At 53.6% G+C, this 19456-nt stretch carries 17 protein-coding genes and 1 pseudogene; 10 read left to right on the forward strand and 8 right to left on the reverse strand.

The genetic code is table 11. The annotated features are described in order from the left end of the window. Nucleotides 1-7: 7 nt before the first annotated feature. The 4 genes from Q0931_RS11805 to Q0931_RS11820 are packed head-to-tail and all read left to right on the forward strand — an operon-like array spanning nucleotide 8 to nucleotide 5498. Complete coding sequence (locus Q0931_RS11805) at nucleotides 8-1297, forward strand: site-specific integrase (RefSeq protein WP_086621620.1); 1290 nt, start codon at nucleotides 8-10, stop codon at nucleotides 1295-1297. Further along, nucleotides 1290-3020: an integrase gene (locus Q0931_RS11810; protein ID WP_086621619.1), complete on the forward strand. Its 1731-nt coding sequence runs from the start codon at nucleotides 1290-1292 to the stop codon at nucleotides 3018-3020. Before Q0931_RS11805 ends, Q0931_RS11810 begins: the two co-directional genes overlap by 8 nt. Continuing rightward, a complete protein-coding gene (locus Q0931_RS11815) occupies nucleotides 3020-5053 on the forward strand; it encodes a hypothetical protein (protein ID WP_211329640.1) in 2034 nt (677 codons plus the stop codon). Before Q0931_RS11810 ends, Q0931_RS11815 begins: the two co-directional genes overlap by 1 nt. Further along, the gene (locus tag Q0931_RS11820) at nucleotides 5034-5498 is read left to right on the forward strand and encodes a hypothetical protein (RefSeq protein WP_086621618.1); all 465 of its coding nucleotides are present in this window, start codon (nucleotides 5034-5036) and stop codon (nucleotides 5496-5498) included. Before Q0931_RS11815 ends, Q0931_RS11820 begins: the two co-directional genes overlap by 20 nt. A gap of 299 nt (nucleotides 5499-5797) precedes the next feature. Here the strand turns inward: Q0931_RS11820 and Q0931_RS11825 are convergent. The 3 genes and pseudogenes from Q0931_RS11825 to Q0931_RS11835 form a co-directional block, all read right to left on the reverse strand. Continuing rightward, nucleotides 5798-6435 (reverse strand): annotated as a pseudogene (locus Q0931_RS11825) (IS5 family transposase); the annotation flags it as partial. Between the two features lie 76 nt (nucleotides 6436-6511). After that, the gene (gene lnt / locus Q0931_RS11830; protein WP_086621616.1) at nucleotides 6512-8044 is read right to left on the reverse strand and encodes an apolipoprotein N-acyltransferase; all 1533 of its coding nucleotides are present in this window, start codon (nucleotides 8042-8044) and stop codon (nucleotides 6512-6514) included. Nucleotides 8045-8356: 312 nt separating this feature from the next. Next, nucleotides 8357-10543: a heavy metal translocating P-type ATPase gene (locus Q0931_RS11835; RefSeq protein ID WP_086621615.1), complete on the reverse strand. Its 2187-nt coding sequence runs from the start codon at nucleotides 10541-10543 to the stop codon at nucleotides 8357-8359. Between the two features lie 87 nt (nucleotides 10544-10630). Here Q0931_RS11835 and Q0931_RS11840 point away from each other — a divergent pair, with 87 nt between their 5' ends. Continuing rightward, nucleotides 10631-11089 carry a helix-turn-helix domain-containing protein gene (locus tag Q0931_RS11840; RefSeq protein WP_086621614.1) on the forward strand — a complete coding sequence of 153 codons (459 nt, stop codon included), beginning with the start codon at nucleotides 10631-10633 and terminating at the stop codon, nucleotides 11087-11089. A 29-nt stretch (nucleotides 11090-11118) separates the two neighbouring features. On the opposite strand, the gene Q0931_RS11845 is transcribed toward Q0931_RS11840, so the two are convergent. The 4 genes from Q0931_RS11845 to Q0931_RS11860 all read right to left on the reverse strand — a co-directional run bounded on the left by Q0931_RS11845 (nucleotide 11119) and on the right by Q0931_RS11860 (nucleotide 14307). Next, entirely contained in the window at nucleotides 11119-11901 is a 783-nt protein-coding gene (locus tag Q0931_RS11845) for a ZIP family metal transporter (protein ID WP_086621613.1), read from the reverse strand. A gap of 112 nt (nucleotides 11902-12013) precedes the next feature. Then, nucleotides 12014-13006 (reverse strand): M23 family metallopeptidase, encoded by a 993-nt coding sequence (locus tag Q0931_RS11850; protein ID WP_086621612.1) that lies wholly within the window; start codon nucleotides 13004-13006, stop codon nucleotides 12014-12016. Beyond that, on the reverse strand, nucleotides 13003-13206 hold the full coding sequence (locus Q0931_RS11855) for a thioredoxin domain-containing protein (protein ID WP_086621611.1): 204 nt from the start codon (nucleotides 13204-13206) through the stop codon (nucleotides 13003-13005). The genes Q0931_RS11850 and Q0931_RS11855 overlap by 4 nt, the downstream gene beginning before the upstream one ends. Nucleotides 13207-13392: 186 nt before the next feature. Then, nucleotides 13393-14307 carry a cation diffusion facilitator family transporter gene (locus Q0931_RS11860; RefSeq protein WP_086621610.1) on the reverse strand — a complete coding sequence of 305 codons (915 nt, stop codon included), beginning with the start codon at nucleotides 14305-14307 and terminating at the stop codon, nucleotides 13393-13395. Here Q0931_RS11860 and Q0931_RS11865 point away from each other — a divergent pair. From Q0931_RS11865 to Q0931_RS11875, 3 genes are all read left to right on the forward strand, one after another. Next, on the forward strand, nucleotides 14287-15501 hold the full coding sequence (locus Q0931_RS11865; protein ID WP_227875986.1) for a bile acid:sodium symporter family protein: 1215 nt from the start codon (nucleotides 14287-14289) through the stop codon (nucleotides 15499-15501). The two genes, Q0931_RS11860 and Q0931_RS11865, sit on opposite strands and share 21 nt — an antisense overlap. 632 nt (nucleotides 15502-16133) lie before the next feature. After that, complete coding sequence (locus Q0931_RS11870) at nucleotides 16134-17123, forward strand: DUF4113 domain-containing protein (protein WP_366941617.1); 990 nt, start codon at nucleotides 16134-16136, stop codon at nucleotides 17121-17123. After that, nucleotides 17120-17377: a hypothetical protein gene (locus Q0931_RS11875; protein WP_299260559.1), complete on the forward strand. Its 258-nt coding sequence runs from the start codon at nucleotides 17120-17122 to the stop codon at nucleotides 17375-17377. The genes Q0931_RS11870 and Q0931_RS11875 overlap by 4 nt, the downstream gene beginning before the upstream one ends. Here Q0931_RS11875 and Q0931_RS11880 read toward each other — a convergent pair. Beyond that, a complete protein-coding gene (locus tag Q0931_RS11880) occupies nucleotides 17364-18035 on the reverse strand; it encodes an SOS response-associated peptidase (protein WP_299260561.1) in 672 nt (223 codons plus the stop codon). The genes Q0931_RS11875 and Q0931_RS11880 overlap by 14 nt on opposite strands. Nucleotides 18036-18155: 120 nt before the next feature. Between Q0931_RS11880 and Q0931_RS11885 the strand changes: the two genes are divergently transcribed. Both Q0931_RS11885 and Q0931_RS11890 read left to right on the forward strand, forming a co-directional pair. Further along, entirely contained in the window at nucleotides 18156-18911 is a 756-nt protein-coding gene (locus tag Q0931_RS11885; protein WP_299260562.1) for a phospholipase D-like domain-containing protein, read from the forward strand. Nucleotides 18912-19249: 338 nt separating this feature from the next. Continuing rightward, nucleotides 19250-19447 (forward strand): hypothetical protein, encoded by a 198-nt coding sequence (locus Q0931_RS11890; protein WP_299260564.1) that lies wholly within the window; start codon nucleotides 19250-19252, stop codon nucleotides 19445-19447. Nucleotides 19448-19456: the final 9 nt, after the last annotated feature.

The raw sequence follows: 19456 nt of genomic DNA on the forward strand, positions 1-19456 counted from the left end.
GCAATGAATGGCGACGTTAGAACGCATTCACTTCGTACCCCACCACGTTGTATGCGGCGATAAATCTACCACTTACTCGCCCAGTAACAGTCAACCATCTATTGAAGGCTTGCCTCAGCTTTTCTGGGCAGACTGCATGCCCTGGAGGGAAGCAAACCTGTGGGCAGTAGAACGAGCAACAACTGGCAATGCTTCTCTAAAGACTGTTGTCAGCAACATGAATGGCCTGCTCAATTACGCCAAGTTCTTGGAATCTCATCATCTACATTGGTTTGAGTTTCCTGTTCGCAAAGCTGATCGATGCTTGGTGTTGTATCGGGGAGCGTTGATAAGGACGCGCGATGCGGGCCAGATCAGTCCATCAACAGCGTCCGAGTACATGCGCAATTGCGTCATGTTCTATCGATGGGTGAAACACAAGGAGCTTCTATCTCCTTCCCTTACCTTATGGCGGGATAAGCCCTACCTGGTTAAATACTTCGATCAGATCGGGTTCGAAAGAACAATAAGTGGAATCACGACCGATCTTGGCATCCCGAATCGTAAACGGTTTGGGCAGACACTTGAGGATGGATTACTTCCAGTTTCAGAGGCTGATCGCGACGCGATCATGAATTTTGCTGCACTGCATGCTACGCCTGAGCTTTATCTCATGCTGGCACTCGGTTTTTTCACTGGAATGCGGCTTGGGAGTATCTGTGATCTCAAGATCCAAACCCTTAAGCACGCTATCCCAGACCCTTCCGCTGAAGGGCTACTGCGCCTTGCGATAGGTCCAGGCGCCTCTCCATCGGTGCACACCAAGTTTGGTGTGACTGGCCAAATCTGGATTCCCGAAGCGTTGCTTGATCAGTTGCTTGAATATGGCAATGGATTGCGGCGGCTAAGAAGAGAGGCGAAAGCATCACCCGAACAGCGTGATCTGCTGTTCCTGACTCGATTTGGCAATGCTTACGGCAGACGTAGCACCGATCAGTCATCTGCAGTAAATGTTGAGATGTCAGCGTTTCGGGAGCGAGGATCAAAAGCAGGTTTACAAGCGCTTCGTAAATTTCGTTTCCACCAGTCACGTTGCACCTTCGGTACCGAATTGGCACGTCTGGGCCTTTCCAGTTGTACCGATGTCGCTATCGTAATTTCGATGGTCAGAGACGCACTACTTCATAGTCCCAGTTCGGAAGCGACTACTTTTAAATACATTCGATTTTTACAGGCATTGCCAGTCAAGCAAGCGCTCTCAAATAGCTTTATGGCGGCATTCAGTGGCATCGGCTCCGGGGTACCGCATCATGAGTAGCTGCACCGTTGATCTTACATTTACGATACTTGAGTACGGGATTCATGAGAGACCATGGGATCTCCGACCGCTGCTATACAGAGGCGGTGCTGCTGCAAAAACGAAGAAAGTTGACAGTCAGATCGATCAGGGCGAGCTCGGTCAACTATTACCAGAGCGCATCGAGTTGGTAATGCGGCTACACGAACACATGGCTGCCGACCTTGCTGGTGGCGGAAGCCGCTACTCGGCGCAAAATAAAATTGCTGCGTTGCGACGCTTCTTTGCCTGGAGCGATGCGACAGGAGAAAAACTTGATCTCGAAACGGTGTCCGATACCTTCATTCGTTGGACTGATCACTTACTACACCGTTATCGAGTCGAGCGCAGCTTTAGTGAAGGCACCCTATATGACCTTACCAGGCTCACCGCGACAATGCTTGACCGTGCGCTGGACCGCCAGGCGAGCTTGAGCAAAAGCACTCGTATTCGCAAGCCACGCAGCAAAGGCAAGGTGCATACTGCTAGAGCAGATAAACAGAATCTGCAAAGCACCTTCGAGTTCGGACATTTACTAGCTGATATATGCAACGCATTGACGTCAGAAACAATAAAGGGAGCGCTGCCGGTTTGTATCCCGTTACGCACCGGACAAGTCTTGGAACAATGGTCAGGACTGCCGCAACCGGAGAAAGCAGCGGCTCGACGTACCAGACCCCAATCCCGGGCGCAGATAGAAGCGTCAGCGGCAGCTCGTGCTGCCTGGCAGGAAGATCGAACCCTGCGAACTCGTTATCCTCTTGTCAATTTACGCATTGAAAGCGAGCTGCTGATATTCATTGCTCAGACCGGCATGAACCTGCAGCAAGCCCATACCATGCGAGTCGAGCATTTCCATTACGCCAGTCACCTAGACGGCTATCAGGTACGCACCTTTAAAAAGCGCCGCGACGGTGAAGTACTGTTCGAAATTTATGCCAATTACCGAAACTGGTTCGAAAATTATCTCGTGTGGCGCTCTGAATGGTTTTCCACCGAGCCAGATGATTTGCTATTTCCACTTGTGCGCATTGGAGGACGAATCACAGTAGAGCCGCCTCAATTCACGAGTCTTATGAATGTTTGCAGCAAAATCGGCATACAACTTGTAAGGCCAAGAAAAATGCGCGGAACGCGTATCAACTGGTTGCTTCGTGAGTCTCAGAATCCGGAACAGGTTGCAGAGATGGCTCAACACACGGTTGAAACGCTAATAAGGGTATATTCCGACCCGCATCCACAGACCGCCATGGCGGAGATTACACGCTTCCATCAAAAAACCGACCCATCCCTTTCTTCTCCCGCCCCAGGTCAATGTATATCGGCCAAACCTGAACTGCTAAGTGAAACTCCGCGGAATGCACCGCGTCCTGATTGCATAAATGCAGCTGGCTGTCTGTTTTGTGTGCAACATCGGGATATCGAAAGTGAAGATCATGTCTGGTCTCTCGGCAGCCTGCGTCACCTTAAATCACTCGAGCTGGCATGCTACCACCCGCCTAGTGCAGGAAGTCAGGTGGCGACAGAACATCCAGCCTTGCTTACGATCAAGCGTCTGACGGCCAAACTGCGTTTTTTTGAAGAAAGTAACAATATACGAAAGCTTTGGGTGGAAGAGATGAGTGCCCGTATCACAGAGGGTGATTATCATCCGGTCTGGGCAGGGTTCATTCGATTGGCAGAACTACGACAACAATCAATATAATGCAAAATCCTCTTTCGCAATTTGGCCTTTCCATTGACTCGCCTCTGGCAGTTCCTGACGCGCCCAACTATCGTCCACCGTGTTGGCCACCGCAACGAGATTGGCCGGTCATCATTGATGCAGCTGGTCACATAGTGAGTCGTTGGGGTGATCCTATTTGGCGGCTTGATCCGTGGGCAGGAAAAGCGATTATCCTCAACTTCGGTGACGGCCCGATAAAAAAATATGCAGCCGTGATTAGTCCTGCGAATGCAGATTTGCTGCGAACCATTATCGGTTGGTGGTTGTATGGCCCGAATGGAGCACGCGGTGTCCGAGGTCTGAAAACCCGTTTCGATCAGATGCGTAAGCTGTTTGTTCTATGTACTCAAGAAGGCATTCTAGCGTCTGAGCTAAGTCAGTTTCCTCGAGTTTCAGATCAACTATCAAAAGTGCTTCAAATATCCCGATCAGGCGAATTTTTAGCACTATTAAGTGAACTTTATGAACGCCGCAATACTATAGGGTTCACTGTCCTTGATCGCGCAGGACTGGCGCGCCTTGCAGCATCCTTACCTGAACATCAGGTTAACCAGACCCCGTATATCCCACCTCGCATCTGGCATTACCAAGTTACACGCTTACGCGCATGCCTGGACGACTTTCTGGCTCATCAAGAGTCTGTAGAGGAGTGCTTCCGCTTCTGTGTGAACGCCTATAGGTCCAACTTCATAACCCCTCAAGGGCAAAAAAAGCCCAAGTCGTTTTATCCGCTTAGGTGGCCAACTGACGAAGCTAACGGCCAACAGACTGGACGTCAGTATTACGGTCAATTCATCGATACGGCCCGCCGGTTTGGTATCGCGGACCTTCTGGAACGCTGGACAGGCCGGAGCGACAGAGAGATCCGTGTCCAGACACTGACCAGCTACTTAAATCTCGTAAGCAGAGCCGGACTGGGCTATTTGTTGAACTTCAGTCTTATGCGAGTCGAAGAGGCCTGGAACCTCCGAACGAATTGCCTGCAAATAGAGAAGGATCCGTCCTTTGGTGATATTTATATCTTGCAAGGCTGCACGACTAAAACCATGTCTGACTCCCAAGCCCTTTGGGTAACCTCTCCCTCAGCCAGGGTAGCGGTTAAAGCCATGCAGGTTGTCGCTAACCTCCGTACAGAAAGTGCTTTGTCTGAGCCCAACGCACACCCAGAAACAAAAGCTACAGCCTCAGAATCGCGCTATCTAATTGGCTATGCAACTGAACCGTGGAGCAAAAGAGGGAGTAAAGCCAATCACTCTCTTCGTCCCGGGATTCCATACTTGGCAAGAGCACTTCAGCTATTCGACCCTGAGCAGATGCGTATTACCCAGAAAGATTTTGAGTTGGCACGTATGGTTACACCAACGTTATCTGATGAGTTCGCAGTTGGCAAAATATGGCCGTTGGCCTGGCACCAGCTGAGGCGAACCGGGGCAGTTAATATGCAGGCCTCGGGGCTGGTCAGCGACGCCTCCCTGCAGTTTCAGCTCAAGCATGTCACCAGAGCGATGAGCCTCTATTATGGTCAGAACCACTCACGAGTGCGGCTGGACGAGAAAGCCCATACGCTTTATGTCCGTACCATGTACGAAGTTTTGGGACGACAACTGCAACAGCTTGCGAGTGACCGTTTTGTCAGCCCGCACGGTGAGAAGCGGAAATCCGAGATCGTGCGGCTAATCTCAGCTACTGATGCCAGGAAAGTGATCAATCTGGCCAAGAAAGGTATAGCATCTTATCGTTCTGTATTGCTTGGCATTTGCACCAGTAGAGCCCCTTGTCCCTATGGCGGTATCGACAATATCGCACATTGCGGTGGAGGCGATTCTCTTGAGCAGCCCAAGCCATGTGCGGACGTGCTGTATGACCCCGCGCAACTCAATGAAGTTGAAGCGTTGGAGGCAATTCTGGACGAGCGCCTGGCTACTGCCGAAGCAGAAAGTCCTCTGAGAGCTTCACTCGAAGCCCAGAAACGTAGTGTGGAGAACTATCGCCATGCCATCCAGCAAATGTAACTCTACTGGTTCAACCAAGCGTACGAGCGCCGAAGAGCAGTATCGCGCGGCGTTCGAGCGCCTAAAAAACAACAAGTCCGAACGACTGCCAAAGGGTACTCCTTTAAGTCAGAACAACGTTGCCAAAGAGGCCGGCAGTGACCCCTCTGCCTTGAAAAAAACGCGATTTCCTCTCTTGGTTGATGAAATCCAAAAGTACATTGAAGTGCATGCTGAGGAATACCCAAAATCTGCGCGTCAGGTCAGTTTATTGACTCGCAAGAAAAATCGTGGCTTTCGGGAGCGGATCGAGGAAATTACACGGCAACGAGATCACCTTGCAAGCCTGTTAAGTGAGGCCGATGCCAACATGCTTGAGCTGTATGACCGCATTGATGAGCTAGAACGGCAACTACCTACATCAAATGTCTTACCTATCGATCCACGAGGACGCAAAAAACTTTGAATCTGACACTCGGTAGTATTTCAGAAGAAGTCGCACTTTAGAGCGTTCGGAAAGCTCTTTACGGGATAGTTTTATGTGCCATTGCGCTCGTCAGGCCATCCAGTCGCATTGGCATTAACTACTCTCCACACCGATCCTTCGATGAAAGAGGCATGGCAGCCAAAGAATCGCCGCTTCATGCCGGTTCCAGCCAGCATCAATCGAACCAAAACCAACATGTCGGAAACGGTGATAGATCCGTCCAATGGAAGCACAGTGATCAGGTTCTGTCTGAAAAGTCGGCTCTCATGCATCGCTCGGCAGTCCAGCGACACCATGGCCCTGAGGCTGCTGGCCGGTTTGTCGTAACGGGTATTCAACCGACGTTTTCCTTCAGCCAGCCAAACAGGCGTTCCACCACGTTGCGCTGACGGTATTTTGGCCGGTCGAACTTATGCGGCAGACCCGACCGCGGGCGTCGATGCATGCGGCATCGCGGGATGAGATCGGACGCATGTCGTAACGTGTACAGTAGCGTCGCAGCACATCGCTGTTGTAGCCCTTGTCCGCCACGATGTAACGGCCGCATTTGCGAGGTCGACCCGAATGCCCCGGTAATCGAACCTTCTACAGCAGTTCGGTCAGGTGTATCGAATCGGCGCACTGGCCTGTGGAAAGGGAGAAGACAAGAGGAAAGCCGCGGCTGTCACACAGAAGATGTATCTTCGTGCCCAGACCGCCACGGCTACGGCCGAGGGTATGATCCGGTGGTTATACCGATGCCTTTTTTACCGGCACCGCTGGCTGATCGAGCCGCTCTGATGGATGTTGAATTCATCATTCAGGTGTCGATATCCATGATGCCGTCTTCACAAAGACGAAGGTGTAGGCGTGCCAGAATCCGATCGAAGATGCCGTCATCACGCCACTGTGGAAAGCGCTGATAGACGGTTGTCCATGCTGTCTGGGCCGGAGCGCATTATTCAGAGTAAATCCCGGGTGCGGCCAACCCATGGCATTATGGAAGTGATGCTTTAATGCTGTGGGCGCTCAGTGTGCCTCTTCTGCTTGAACAGGTTCAGTGGTAATAATCCAGGCAGCATCAGCAGGGCAGCGAGTATCCAGGCGGGCCAGCTACCGGTGCGAGTGAACGGGGTCAGGCCCTGCATAGGGGTTACCTCGCCAGTTAAACTGGTCTGTTCAAACTGTGGGGCGCGGGCAGTGACATGGCCCTGGGAGTCGATCATGGCCGTTACGCCATTACTGGTGGCACGAATCAGGTGACGGCCATTTTCCAAGGCGCGTAGACGCGCCATTTGAAGATGTTGGAGTGGGCCAATGGAACGCCCGAACCACGTATCGTTGGAAACCGTCAATAGCAGTTCTGCATTACGTGCCTGCCGGGCTACATGATCGGCAAAAATGATCTCATAGCAGATGGCATTGCCAATGATTGTCCCGGCTACGTGTAACGGTGCCTGTTTGTCTGATCCTGGGGCCATGCCTGGTGCTGGCAGGTCAAAAAAAGCGAGGGTGTCGGCGAGGAGGCTTTCTAGCGGCAGGTACTCGCCAAACGGTACCAGGTGGGCTTTTTGGTATTGGCCTTGTACGTTATTTAGACCGATAACGCTGTTGTAGGAGCGCCCTTCATTGTCGCGCTGCAAGATACCGGTAAGTAACGGGGTACCCGGCCCGAGATCAGACGATACTTGCTCGAGTATTCTTTGCGCTTCCTGCTCAAACATGGGAAGTGCTGCCTCAGGCCAAACGATGAGATCAGTCTGCCCTGATTGCTCCTGCGTCATCTTTGTGTAGATATTGATCGCCTCACGCTGGCCTTTGGCACTCCATTTGATGCGCTGGTCAAGATTCCCTTGCAACAACGTCACACGTACGGGGTCGCCAGCCGGGGTTGTCCATTGGGTAGGCAACAGGAAAGGAACGAGCCACAGCACGGCAATCGGGACAAGGCAACCCCAGCGGCGGCGTAGCATCTCTACCCCTAACGTGCCTGTCAGCGCAGTAAAGAGTGACAGCAAGTACACACCCCCAACGGGCGCCCAGGGGGCTAGTGGAGAATCTATCTGAGAGGTGCCCAGCAATAACCAGGGAAAGCCGGTAAACAACCAGGTGCGTAGCCATTCGCTAATCACCCAGACACCGGCAAAGCTGAGAAAGGCTAACCGTGGCCCCGTTATGCGTCGATAGAGCCCAAAGGGGATTGCAAAAAAGAGCGCCAGGGCGCTGACAAAAAGAGAGGTAAGGAGTATCGCTCCAAGGGCCCCCGTGCCACTGAAATCGTGAATAGCAACGAAGACCCATGACGTGCCGGAGCCGAACAGGCCTACTCCATAGCACCACCCGCGCAGGGTGGCCATCGCGGGCGTTAGTGTCTGTATCTTCCAATAGACCAGTGCCACGGCCACTGGGCCAAGCCACCACAGGAAGAAAGGGGCAGCACTCAAGGTGGTCAACACCCCGGCGGCTAGCGCTACAAGGCAATCGACTATTGGTGAGAGTCGCCCAGTAAAAAATGAATCTCTCTTCTCTTGCTTGACCGAGTCCATACTGTTACTCAAAGAGCTTAAAAGCAGGACGCTCACGCCATAACGTCATTGCGTACATCAATACACTTGTCAATAACGCTATATCGGCCATGTTAAAGGCGGGCCAATGCCATTCGCCCGGTAAACGTCCCGATAGTCGACGACGCGCCCTCGCGCCAAATGATTAACGGTATTACCAAGCGCGCGGCCGAGCATCAGGCTGTACGTACAGGCTTTCGACTGTGGTAGGGGTTTGCATGGCTGCACTACCAATCAAGCCAGCGAGGGTGAATCATGGCCAACGATGTGAAGGGCCGTCGTTTTGCGCTGCTTTCATGACGTTGTTTTCCCTTGAGACAGGCCTGTCAACGAGTTATCGGGCGAAAATCGGTAACCTAGCAGTCGCATGGCATTCAGCGTAACCAGGACGGTTGCACCGGTATCGGCCATCACCGCAATCCACATGCCGGTAATACCCAGAGCCGTGGTGACTAGAAAAATGGCTTTTAGGCCAAGGGCGAGAACGACGTTGGTTTTGACGTTGCGCAGCGTGGTTCGAGAGAGGTCTATCAGCTCGGCGATGCCGGTAACGCGATTCTTTAGCAAGGCCGCATCTGCCGTTTCCAGCGCCACATCCGTGCCGCCGCCCATGGCGATACCGACATCGGCTGCCGCGAGGGCCGGGGCATCGTTGATGCCATCGCCTACTTTACCGACGGGGCCACGGCCCGTCGCTTGCCAGTCACGAATATACTCTGCCTTGTCTTCAGGCATCAGTTCGCCATGCGCTTCAATGCCCAGGCGGTCTCCAGTGGCAGCGACGGTCCGTGTGTTATCACCGCTGAGCATCACGGCTTGCACACCCAACCGCGATAGCGCCGCCAGGCCCTCAAGGGCATCTTCGCGTGGTTCATCGCGAACAGCGATCAAGCCCAGTAGACGTTCGCCTTCGACGAGGATAGCAAGGCTCTTGCCGGCTTCTTCCAACTCGACAATCCGCGCACTGATACTTTCATCAAGCATGACTTGCCCATGAAGGTGACGAGGCGTTACCAAGCTTAGCTCGCGATCCTCCACCCGGCCTGAAACGCCGCGTCCCGCCAGAGCGCGGCTGCCGGTGGCCAGGGGGAGGGTCAGGCCCGACTGATGGGCATGATCGACGATCGCCGTAGCGATAGGATGACTGGAATCTCGCTCTATCGCGGCGGCAAGCCGTAATACGTTTTTATCGCCTTCCTCGATAGCCCAGGACTCAACATCCGTGACTTTTGGGGTACCCGCAGTGAGAGTGCCCGTCTTGTCTAGCGCTACCAGGCGAAGCTTGCCTAACTGTTCAAGAACGACACCGCCTTTGATCAGCAGGCCGCGCCGAGCGCCCGCCGAGAGCCCTGCGGCAATGGCGGCAGGGGTTGAAATCACCAGTGCGCAGGGGCATGCGATCAACAGCAATGCTAACGCCCGGTAAATCGACTCCGACCATGCCATGGTCGATACCAGCGGTGGCACTATCGCCATCAGTAGCGCGAGCAAGACGACGGCGGGCATATAGTAATAAGCAAAACGATCTATGAAGCGGGCTATGGGCGCCTTGGCAGCCTGCGCTTCCTCAACCAGACGGATGACACGCGCAATGGTGTTGTCATCTGCGCCTCGTGTTACCTCCACCTCCAGGGCGGCATCAAGGTTCACTGTGCCAGCAAAAATGTCATCACCTGGTGCGCGCGAACGGGGTATGGACTCACCGTTTACCGGCGATTCGTCCAGGTCTGACGTCCCCACCAAGATACGTCCATCACAGGGGACGCGATCCCCGGGACGCACCAGCACGCGCTGACCGGGTTCAAGCGATTCTGCCGAGACGTCACGCAGATCGCCATTGTCCATCAGTCTTGCGGTTGACGGCGTCAAGTTTGCCAAGGCTGAGATACTGCGTCGCGCCCGTGAAGCGGCTACTCCTTCGAGCAGCTCTCCCACGGCGAACAAGAACACGACCATTGCTGCTTCAGCAGCGGCATTGATGGCCAATGCGCCAAGCGCCGCAATGCACATCAGCATCTCGATGGTAAAAGGGTTGCGCATCTTGAGTGCGCCCCAGGCACTCTTCGCGATGGGCATCAAGCCGACCAGCGTGGCCAGAATGAAAGGGATATTACCCAACGAAGGCCATGCCAAACCAAGCACGAAGGCCACTACCAGCAGATTTCCTGTGATAATGACCAGGCGCCCTTTGGCGGTTTGCCACCAGGGAATTGAAGAGCTGGACGCCTGTTTGTGGTCATCATCGGAGACCACTTGGTAGCCTAGCTCGTTCAGAGTGCCTTCAATGGTTTTTTGCGAGGGGGGCCTGTGATCGTGGTGGTGAATCTTCACCGACCCCGTGACAGAGCTTGCCGTCACCTCCTCAATGCCGTCCAGTCGTTCCAGCGCAGACACTACCTTGCGCTCACAACCGCCGCAGTCCATGCCTTCGACACGCAGCGTCAAGACGGTAGGCTCTGCTGTCTGCGTTGATGTTTTCATGGAATCGCCCCTCCCATATGAACTATGGTTTCGAAGTGTAAACCTTGTAGCAACTACAGCTTCAAGCTCTTCGGAAGGAGTTTTACCATGTCGATGAGGGGGCAAAGTATCAGCATTGGTGAGTTGGCAAGGCGGGCCGATTGCAAACCTGAAACGGTTCGCTACTACGAGCGTATCGGGCTGTTGCGCGATGCGTCACGAACCGACGGAGGGCAGCGCCGTTATGGAGATGACACAGTTCGGCGTTTGAGTTTCATCCGCCATGCCCGAGACTTTGGCTTTTCGGTGGCCTCAGTGCGAGAGCTTTTGGCAATGTCAGATCAGCCTGACATGTCTTGCCAGGAAGTCGATGCCATTGCCACACATCATTTGAAAAAAGTAGAGTCTCGTCTTCAACGACTGTCTGCACTGCGTGAGGAGCTGCAACGCATGGTCACGCATTGTGCCGGAGGCAAAGTGGAAAGCTGCCGAATCATTGAAGTCATCAGTGATCATCAGCTCTGTATCACTGAAAACTCACATGGAGGGGCTCAAGACCTGGGTTAGAGCCCACGCTATTTTCCTCTTCCAACGCGTCAGACCAGCGAGACATCCAAAAACAGCATGAGCACCAATCCGATGGAAAGGCCCAGCGTGGCCTTTTTTTGGTGCCCGCTCCGATGAGTTTCGGGAATAATCTCGTGACTGATCACGTACAGCATCGCTCCGGCAGCAAAGGCCAATCCCCAGGGCAGTAACGTTTGTGACATGCTGACGACGCCAGTGCCCAACAAGCCACCCAATGGCTCAACAAGCCCCGTAAGGGCTGCAATCGTCCATGCCCGCCAACGTGAATAGCCCACGCCTAGCAGCGATACTGCTACGGCCAGCCCCTCCGGTGCATTCTGAAGTCCAATGCCAATCGCAAGTGGCATGCCTCCTTCGCTACCTCCTGCGCCAAAAGCCACGCCAACGGCGAGTCCTTCTGGCAGGTTGTGTATCGTAATCGCAATAATAAACAACCATATACGGCGTAGTGAGGCAGCCTCCGGCCCTTCTCGACCCTGATCGAAGTGCTCATGAGGCAAAAACTCGTTCAGTAGTGCTACCGTTCCCATTCCCAGCAAGATGGCAGCGCAGGCAATTGCCGCAGGTACAACGCTACCTCCATAGCGCAGCTCCGAGGCTTCCAGGGAAGGTATGATCAACGAAAAGAAAGAGGCCGCCAGCATGACACCAGCGGCGAACCCCAGCGCTAAATCCTGGACACCGCGATTGGGTGTTTTGGTGAACAAGACAGGAAACGCACCAATGGCCGTCATCAGGCCCGCCGCAAGGCTTGCCAATACACCCATGGTAACGGGAGAAACATCCTCCATAAATGTTACCTGTACAATGATGGATAGCTGATCAAAAAGCTCAGGCTCGATAAAGACAAAACCATATCTTCACATTATCCACACTTCATGCAAAGCCGTTGAACACGGGTGGTTATTGCTGGTTGAGCGAGATCAAGTCATAAATGGATGCAGTACCTATAGCCTGTTCCAGGCGAACTCTTGCCTCATAAAGTGAAGCCTCATACTCCTTTTGAGTCGGCTGTTCACCCAGCATGATGCGTTGGCCTTGATCAAGAGGGTCAAAAGGCTGGTTATTGACCCTCACTTCGTAATGCAGGTTGGGGCCCGTGGTGAGCCCAGATGAACCTACCTTTCCTAGCGACTCCCCCGCGTTGACTAAATCCCCAACCACTAGCTGTGGGGAAAATCGGCTAAGGTGTGTATAGCGACTGATCGCCCCCGTGTCGTGCTCCACCTCTATCACCTGCCCATACCCTCCCTGGCGACCCAGGAAGGATACGCGCCCGGGTGCGGTGGCGATGACCGGTGTTCCAGCCGGCGCAGCCAGGTCAATTCCATTATGAGGACGAACCCCTCCATACACAGGATGTCGCCGATTCCCGAAGCGAGACGTTAAGCGGGCACCAGGAACCGGTAATCGCAATGTGTCTAGCAGGATGTCATCCTGAAAGAATGCTACGCCTCCCTTTCTGGCGACCGGCCATATGATCTCTACAGGCTCTGCCTGATCAGGCAGAGCCACATAATTGAGGCGCGGTGGCCCAATGCGAGTGCCATCCTGGCGTCGATCTTCCTCCCACACTAACTGGATACGCTCACTGGCGGAAAACTCCACCGGAGCCTCCATAAATTCGCTTAGCAATGTTTCCAGTTTGGTGGCGAAACGCGTGGGAACTTCTTCTGCTGAAAAGGCTTCATAAAGGGTAGTCTCAATGACGACATCGCGCCCAATGATCAGGGTGTCAACGCCAGCCTGCATCGTGGTGCCTTCTTGCTCGCCAGCCGCCGGTAACCCGAGGGATACTGATTCAGCCGGCGGCAACGAAAGATGCGTTTGCCAATTGGCTTCGGCTAGCACGGGGTATAAGCCCACCAAACCTATTAACCACCAGCGCTGTATCACTGGCTATCCTTTTTCGTAGAGATCTTTTCTACTTTACTCTCGACGGTATCAATGAGCTCTTGCATACCAAAGGGATCTAAAGGTTCGCTATTGATGAAAAAGGTTGGTGTTTGGCGAATCTGATTGGTACTGACATCCGTCATGTTTTGGTCGATCACTGTTTGCACCTTAGCAGAAGTCAGTTGTTTTTCGGCGGCCATTCGATCAACCCCCCCTGGTAAGCAATATCGAGGATAGCGGATTCATCAAAATCGCCTTGTGAGGCCTATCGATTTTGGCGAGCTTTTTTCAGCCATGGTTGGAAAATCCGAGTTGAAAAATAGGCCAATCGCTATGGGATGAAGCCAATCTCTAAAAATATGATCTGGAGAACAAGCCTCTGTCTGTCACTCATGTCCATATAAGCTGGCATTTTGATGAGCGTGGTCACTATGCTCAAACTCCAGACTGGAATGAGCAATATTGAAGCGCATTTTTAGCTGTTCCTTGATCTCTGCCTTGACTGATTCAATCTGATGCCAGCCTATTTCTGTCAGGACCACGTGGCAGTCAAGGGCTGCCGTGTTTTCCTGCATCTGCCATAGATGCACATGGTGAATATTCTGGACACCCTCGACATCTTTTACGGTCTCAATGACTGACTGACCGTCAATGTCCGGGGGAGACCCCAGCATTAGCGTACGGATAGGGCCACCAATTTCAGAGAAAGCAAGGTAAAGGATATATAGCGCAATCCCTATCGTAATCGCGGGGTCTACCCAGCGCATGTCGTACAGTAAAATAAGTGATCCACCGATAATCACGGCAATGGAGGCAAACGCATCCGATAAGTTATGCAGAAAAAGGGCACGGATATTGACACTCTCTTTTTGCATTGACCAAGTAAGCACCGCAGTGAGGGCGTCGATGACAAGCGCGATGCCACCAATAATAACGATCGTCCAACCTTCTATCTCAGGGGGATTGATCATCCGCATAGCGCCTTCGTAAATCAAGTAGGCGCCAACAATAATCAGAGTGGTGTAGTTGATAAGTGCTGCCACTATCTCGATGCGGCCATAGCCAAAGGTCATGTGCGCATCGGCAGGCCGTCTGGCGATTTTACGAGCGGCAAAGGCAATGACCAACGCTGCCATGTCAGAAAAGTTATGTAACGCATCAGCGATCAGCGATAGGCTTCCAGCCATAATACCACCGACGATTTGAGCGATGGTTAAGAGTCCATTGGCCCAAATGGAGATGCTAACGCGCCGGTCGCCAGAAGCAGGATCAATGTGGGGATGATCATGATGATGTCCCATCTATTACCCTCTCTCGAATTATCCGTTCTTGTTACTATAAAACCTCTAGCAACTAAAGCTTCAACCCTTGAGCATTGTCTATTTGAACTGCTTGATCAGGAGGAGCGGCCCCAGCTCCCAAACGAGTCATGGCATGCTGGGCAGATAGTAATCATTGAGGCTTCTGCTAGAGCCTGGTTAAGCGACGGCTATGCAGCGCCTTGGGCTTGCGGTGCAGAAAGTGACCTTGTTTTGGGAGCACCATTCACTTCAACCGGTAACGTCAAAGCCACCATGAGCAGATTCATTTATTTTGTCGAGGCACACCTTGTCTGGTTTGTGATGGCTGTCGCGGGGGTAGGCTTATTCTTTCCAGCCACCGGAATAATGCTTGAGTCCGCGATTGGGCCATTGCTGGCGTTACTGATGTTGATCATCAGCCTCACGTTCGACGCACATGCAGTTCGCATCGTGTTCCGTAAGCCATCGCGCCAGTTGTTGGCCCTGGGACTAGTCTATGGGCCGATGTCGATTGCCGGGTGGCTGACTGGCCGTCTATTTTTTGGAAGCGGCTCGCTGGCTGCTGGCCAAACCTTGCTCGGCACTCTGCCTACGGATGTGTCATCTCCTCTTCTGGTACTGATGGCGAGAGGCAATGTGGCACTTGCCGCTGTTTTCAATGCGGTTAACACCGCGTTATGTCCGTTTATTGTTCCGTTCTTGTTTTTATGGCTCACCGGTATCCAGCTAGACGTTCCGCTTGGCTCAATTATTCTCGAATTAACGCTGATCGTGCTTGTCCCAACCATTATCGGTGTGAGCTTGCGAACAAGGTTTACGACTTTTTTTGCATGGCATGATTCAGCGTATGCAGGTATAGGGTCGATTCTGTATCTGCTGATCCTGCTCGCCATGGTAGGACCGAATGCCACCACGATCATTGGTTATGGCTGGTATGCATTTGTGATTGCGGGCGTGGCGCTGTGCCTTAATTTGATTGGGTACCTGGTAGGCATGGCCTCAAGGTTACTTACCTCCGATCGCAAAGAGATAATTACTTATCTTTTCACTGTCAGCAAAAAGGAATTCAGCATTGCCGCAGCATTTGTAGCTGCTTCTGGCTTACCATCTGAAATCGCGATCCCAGCTGCCTTTTTTGCTGTAATTCAGATGATCACCTCGCCCATCGCAGCGAAGATCCTCGTCCGTCACTGAAGGCTGGCAGCATTGGCTTATCGTCAGAAAAGCATATAGCACCTACACCAGTCACTGCGCGCAATACCGAGCTTGCGAAAAACATTCAGTACAGAGGTTTCGCAGGATATCTGTTCATTTTTGGATTTAGGGTGCTTGAAAGTATCAGCGCCGCCTAGGCAGCGTCCCACCAACTTTTGGACGCCCCCTTGAACGTGCCGCACGCTAGAGAGTACCTGGCGCAACCAGTGCTCAAATCGGCATTGGAACTCCATGAGATAGAACGTTTGATCTAAAACATGCACGCCAATAATGAACACTCCGCGAGTCGACCTAGTCTGTATATCAATGTAGACCCAGTAGGCCACTGCCGTTTCCAAATCGTCGTCTATTGCGAAAGGTTCGAGGCTGATCTTGGTCATTTTCTCTGGCCATCGCCTTTCTGGTGTCGACAGGAGTGAGGCAGAGCGCAATTTGTGGACAAAGCAAATATAAACGGTCAGTGAGTACAATTAAATTAATCGATATACCATGGACATAACCAGGCTATGTCGCATGAAAACGGCTTCTTTCCATGGACAGCCTGATGCTGTTTTGAATAGCGGTGTGACTTGGCGTAGAGCCATGTCCATAGTTAGTCTTCTTTCCTTTAGATTGATGAAAGCTGGCTGGGGTTTGAAGGCTTTGACCGCGTCACCCTGCCCGCCCACTGTCAGGAGATGCAGCGGATCGTCTACAAGTGGACCGGCATTCCGGTCTCGGTAGGCGTGGCCCCCACCCGCACGCTGGCCAAGCTGGCCAATCGCCACGCCAAGCAGCATACGGCCACCCGGGGCGTGCTGGTGATCGACTCGGCGGACAGCCCCGACACGCTCGCCCTGCTTGAGCGCACGCCGGTCGGCGAGGTCTGGGGAATTGGCGGGCGCGTGACCACCCGACTGTATGAGATGGGCATTCACACCGCGCTGGATCTCGCCCGTGCCAACCCAAAATGGATACGCCGGCGCTTTTCCGTGGTGGTCGAGCGCACCGTGCGGGAGCTGACCGGCATTCGCTGTATTCACATGAACGACGATCACGACAGCAAGAAGATGATCCTGACCAGCCGCTCATTCGGCCGGATGACGGCCGATCGCCGTGAGGTCGAAGAAGCCGTGCGCGCCCACGCCGCCCGCAGCGCCGAAAAACTGCGACGACAGCACAGCCTGGCCTGCGCGCTGCGGGTGACGGTCAGGACCAACAGGCACATGCTGCACCTGCCGCAGGACCACGACAGCATCACGCTGGCGCTGCCCTTTCCAACCGACAACACCTTCGAGATCGTGCGTACCGCACAAAAAGCCCTGCATCGCCTCTGGAAGGATCGCGGCATTCGGTATCAAAAGTGCGGCGTGCAGCTGATGGATCTGATCGACGTAACCGGTCAGCAGCTCGATGTCTTTCAGCCCCCACAGCCTGCGGTTGAAAGGGACAAAAGCGACCGACTGATGTCGGCGCTGGATCAGCTGAATGCGCAGTATGGTCGCGGCACGGTGACCGTAGGCGTCCAGCGCCCGGACGCGGCGTGGCAGCTGCGCAGCAACCACCGCTCAAAGCGCTGGTCGACCCGATGGGAGGAACTGCCCACCGTGAGGCTGCAATGACCACCGCCTACCGCCCCTTCGAGACGCACAAGCAGGCGATCACCTACAGGCACGCCAGTGCCGCGATTTTGCTGGTCCGCCGGCCGGACAACCGCGGCTGGCACGGCGCCATCGAATGGAACGACGAACGGATCTGGATGGAGCCCATGCCGCGTCACGACAAGACCGAGCGGGCATGGCTGGAAGTTGAAAGCTGGGCCATGCGTACCATCACGGTCATGGCGCAGCACCAGCCCGTAATCAGGCAGGGTTGATCGGCTCAACCAGCTCGGCGTGATCATTGCCCACCCGGTTGGCGTCCTTCGACACCGCCCAATGCGTGATCAGTTTGGCCGGCACCGGCTTGATCAGCTGGCGGATGGTTTCCCGATCGGTCATGTGCGGATCAAGCCAATCCTCCAGACAGTCATCATTCAGCGCCAGCGGCATCCGATCATGCACGTCGCGGGCGGCACCGCGCGCATCGTGCGTGATGATCGCCAGCCCTGCCTCGCCATCCTGACGCGTTGACCAGATGCCGGCCAGCCAGATCAGTGCCCGGTCCTTACGGCAGATAAAGTGCGGCTGCTTGCCCTCATCGGTATTGAGCCATTCATACCAGCCATCAGCCGGTACCAGGCAGCGATGATGAGAAAACGCGCCTGAGTAGTATTTCGAGGTCGCGACCTTCTCGGCCCTGGCGTTGATCGGCGTGGGCGCATCCTCGCCCGCCCAGTGGGGGTGGTAGCCCCACCAGACGTTCTCGAAACTGGCCTCATCCGCGTCTTCGCGATGCAGAATCACGGGCACATGCGTGCCCGGCGCCACGTTATAGCGGGGCCGCTCGGCGCCATCAATTTGATCGCGCACGCCAAACGGCAGCTGCCGGGCTGCCTTCTGACGCTGGGTGAAAAATACGTATCGTCCGCACATGAAGGGAGTGTAGTCGTCACCCCAGAAGAGACAGGCAGGGATTGGCGTATCGCCAGCCCCCATCGGGCATGGCCCATTGCGACAGCGCCAGATAAAATACTGTTTTTATGAGTATTTTTGATGACGTTTTTGCATTACCAGCTGGTGATTTTTATCTCGGTGCTGTGTCTGACCCGGCTCCATCGCAGGGTGGGGGCGGTCGCAGCCCTTGGCTGGACACTGTGGTCGGTGCTGACGCTCAAATGGCCGGGCTTTATCGCCGTACAGACCTTCACCGCCTGGACGAGCTGGTACGGCACGTGGTGTTCCCTCAGGCAAAAAGTGCGAGCCGGCAATGCGCCTCAAACCGCCGACAACAAGGCAGCACCCAATGCCAAAAGAACCTCGGCTAAAAGTTCTCTGGTACAGGGCCGCGATCATCACAATGAGCTGACCCATGCCCTGCAGATCGCCAAAAAGGAATTGATGATTGTCTCCGGCTGGCTATCCGACAGAGTCGTGAACGATCGGTTTTGTGGGCTGCTGGCGAGCGCGCTCGAGCGCGGCGTCAATGTGCATATTGCCTACGGCGCGAGCGATCGGGACAGACAGCACCGGCTCTCCGATACCGCGCTCAGAGCGTTAAGCAGCTTGGAGGAAACCGGGGCGCAAAGTCACAAAGGCCGGCTGACCATTGTGAAGCGCGCCACGCATGAAAAGTGTCTGATTGTGGACAAACGCTACGCCATCGTCGGCAGCTTCAACTGGCTGGCCAACGCGCACTATCGGGACAAGGAAACCAGCCTCAGAACCCATCAGAGAAACGTGGTGATCGAACTGGCGGCGGCGTGCAGGCGTGAGGACACGAGACAGACGAATGTGGGTAACGCGGCTTGAGAAATGCCGTAGGGCTGGGCTGGACTGGCGCCTTCTGCCCGGTAAATTAAGGTGTGGCTGCTTGCCATCGTTACTTTGAAGAAGGTGCAGTAGAAAGGAACATGGATCAAGGGATCACGAGGGCGCTTCAGGACTCACCATATCAACACAACTTCTTGTTTCTATTTAGATTATTCCTTTATTTTTGCTCTTTAGACCATACACCTTTGCTTCTATGTTGACAGGTTGTGGACATAAATAAGTCACTCAAACTATCATTGAAAGCATGAAAGTAACAATCGACATAATAAAAACCAGCCCTTCTAATAGCTTAAGACTATTAAAAAGGAGTTACCTTTATGAACGTAACCTTTGCTCGCGATCTTTCTATCGAATCGGTAAAACACAAAAAAAGAGAGATTATTAAAAAAGCACGTAAGAACAGGGATATAAAAGTTATCGGCTCAGGGACTGTAGTTGTCGAATATAATGTTGACAAGGACTACTTTTCTGATATCCAGAGAAAAATAGATAAATTTTACAAGAATCAGAAGTAAGTAAATTCA

Origin of the sequence: uncultured Kushneria sp., assembly GCF_947497025.1 — a bacterium.
Classification (GTDB): domain Bacteria; phylum Pseudomonadota; class Gammaproteobacteria; order Pseudomonadales; family Halomonadaceae; genus Kushneria.

Excerpts from the sequence above, each read along its gene's own strand:
- Q0931_RS11810 (WP_086621619.1), top strand. The coding sequence starts at position 1,290 with ATGAGTAGCTGCACCGTTGATCTTACATTTACGATACTTGAGTACGGG.
- Q0931_RS11805 (WP_086621620.1), top strand. The coding sequence starts at position 8 with ATGGCGACGTTAGAACGCATTCACTTCGTACCCCACCACGTTGTATGC.
- Q0931_RS11820 (WP_086621618.1), top strand. The coding sequence starts at position 5,034 with ATGCCATCCAGCAAATGTAACTCTACTGGTTCAACCAAGCGTACGAGC.
- Q0931_RS11860 (WP_086621610.1), bottom strand. The coding sequence starts at position 14,307 with ATGGGACATCATCATGATCATCCCCACATTGATCCTGCTTCTGGCGAC.
- Q0931_RS11815 (WP_211329640.1), top strand. The coding sequence starts at position 3,020 with ATGCAAAATCCTCTTTCGCAATTTGGCCTTTCCATTGACTCGCCTCTG.
- lnt (WP_086621616.1), bottom strand. The coding sequence starts at position 8,044 with ATGGACTCGGTCAAGCAAGAGAAGAGAGATTCATTTTTTACTGGGCGA.
- Q0931_RS11880 (WP_299260561.1), bottom strand. The coding sequence starts at position 18,035 with ATGTGCGGACGATACGTATTTTTCACCCAGCGTCAGAAGGCAGCCCGG.
- Q0931_RS11875 (WP_299260559.1), top strand. The coding sequence starts at position 17,120 with ATGACCACCGCCTACCGCCCCTTCGAGACGCACAAGCAGGCGATCACC.
- Q0931_RS11865 (WP_227875986.1), top strand. The coding sequence starts at position 14,287 with ATGATCATGATGATGTCCCATCTATTACCCTCTCTCGAATTATCCGTT.
- Q0931_RS11855 (WP_086621611.1), bottom strand. The coding sequence starts at position 13,206 with ATGGCCGCCGAAAAACAACTGACTTCTGCTAAGGTGCAAACAGTGATC.
- Q0931_RS11885 (WP_299260562.1), top strand. The coding sequence starts at position 18,156 with ATGACGTTTTTGCATTACCAGCTGGTGATTTTTATCTCGGTGCTGTGT.
- Q0931_RS11890 (WP_299260564.1), top strand. The coding sequence starts at position 19,250 with ATGAACGTAACCTTTGCTCGCGATCTTTCTATCGAATCGGTAAAACAC.
- Q0931_RS11840 (WP_086621614.1), top strand. The coding sequence starts at position 10,631 with ATGTCGATGAGGGGGCAAAGTATCAGCATTGGTGAGTTGGCAAGGCGG.
- Q0931_RS11845 (WP_086621613.1), bottom strand. The coding sequence starts at position 11,901 with ATGGAGGATGTTTCTCCCGTTACCATGGGTGTATTGGCAAGCCTTGCG.
- Q0931_RS11835 (WP_086621615.1), bottom strand. The coding sequence starts at position 10,543 with ATGAAAACATCAACGCAGACAGCAGAGCCTACCGTCTTGACGCTGCGT.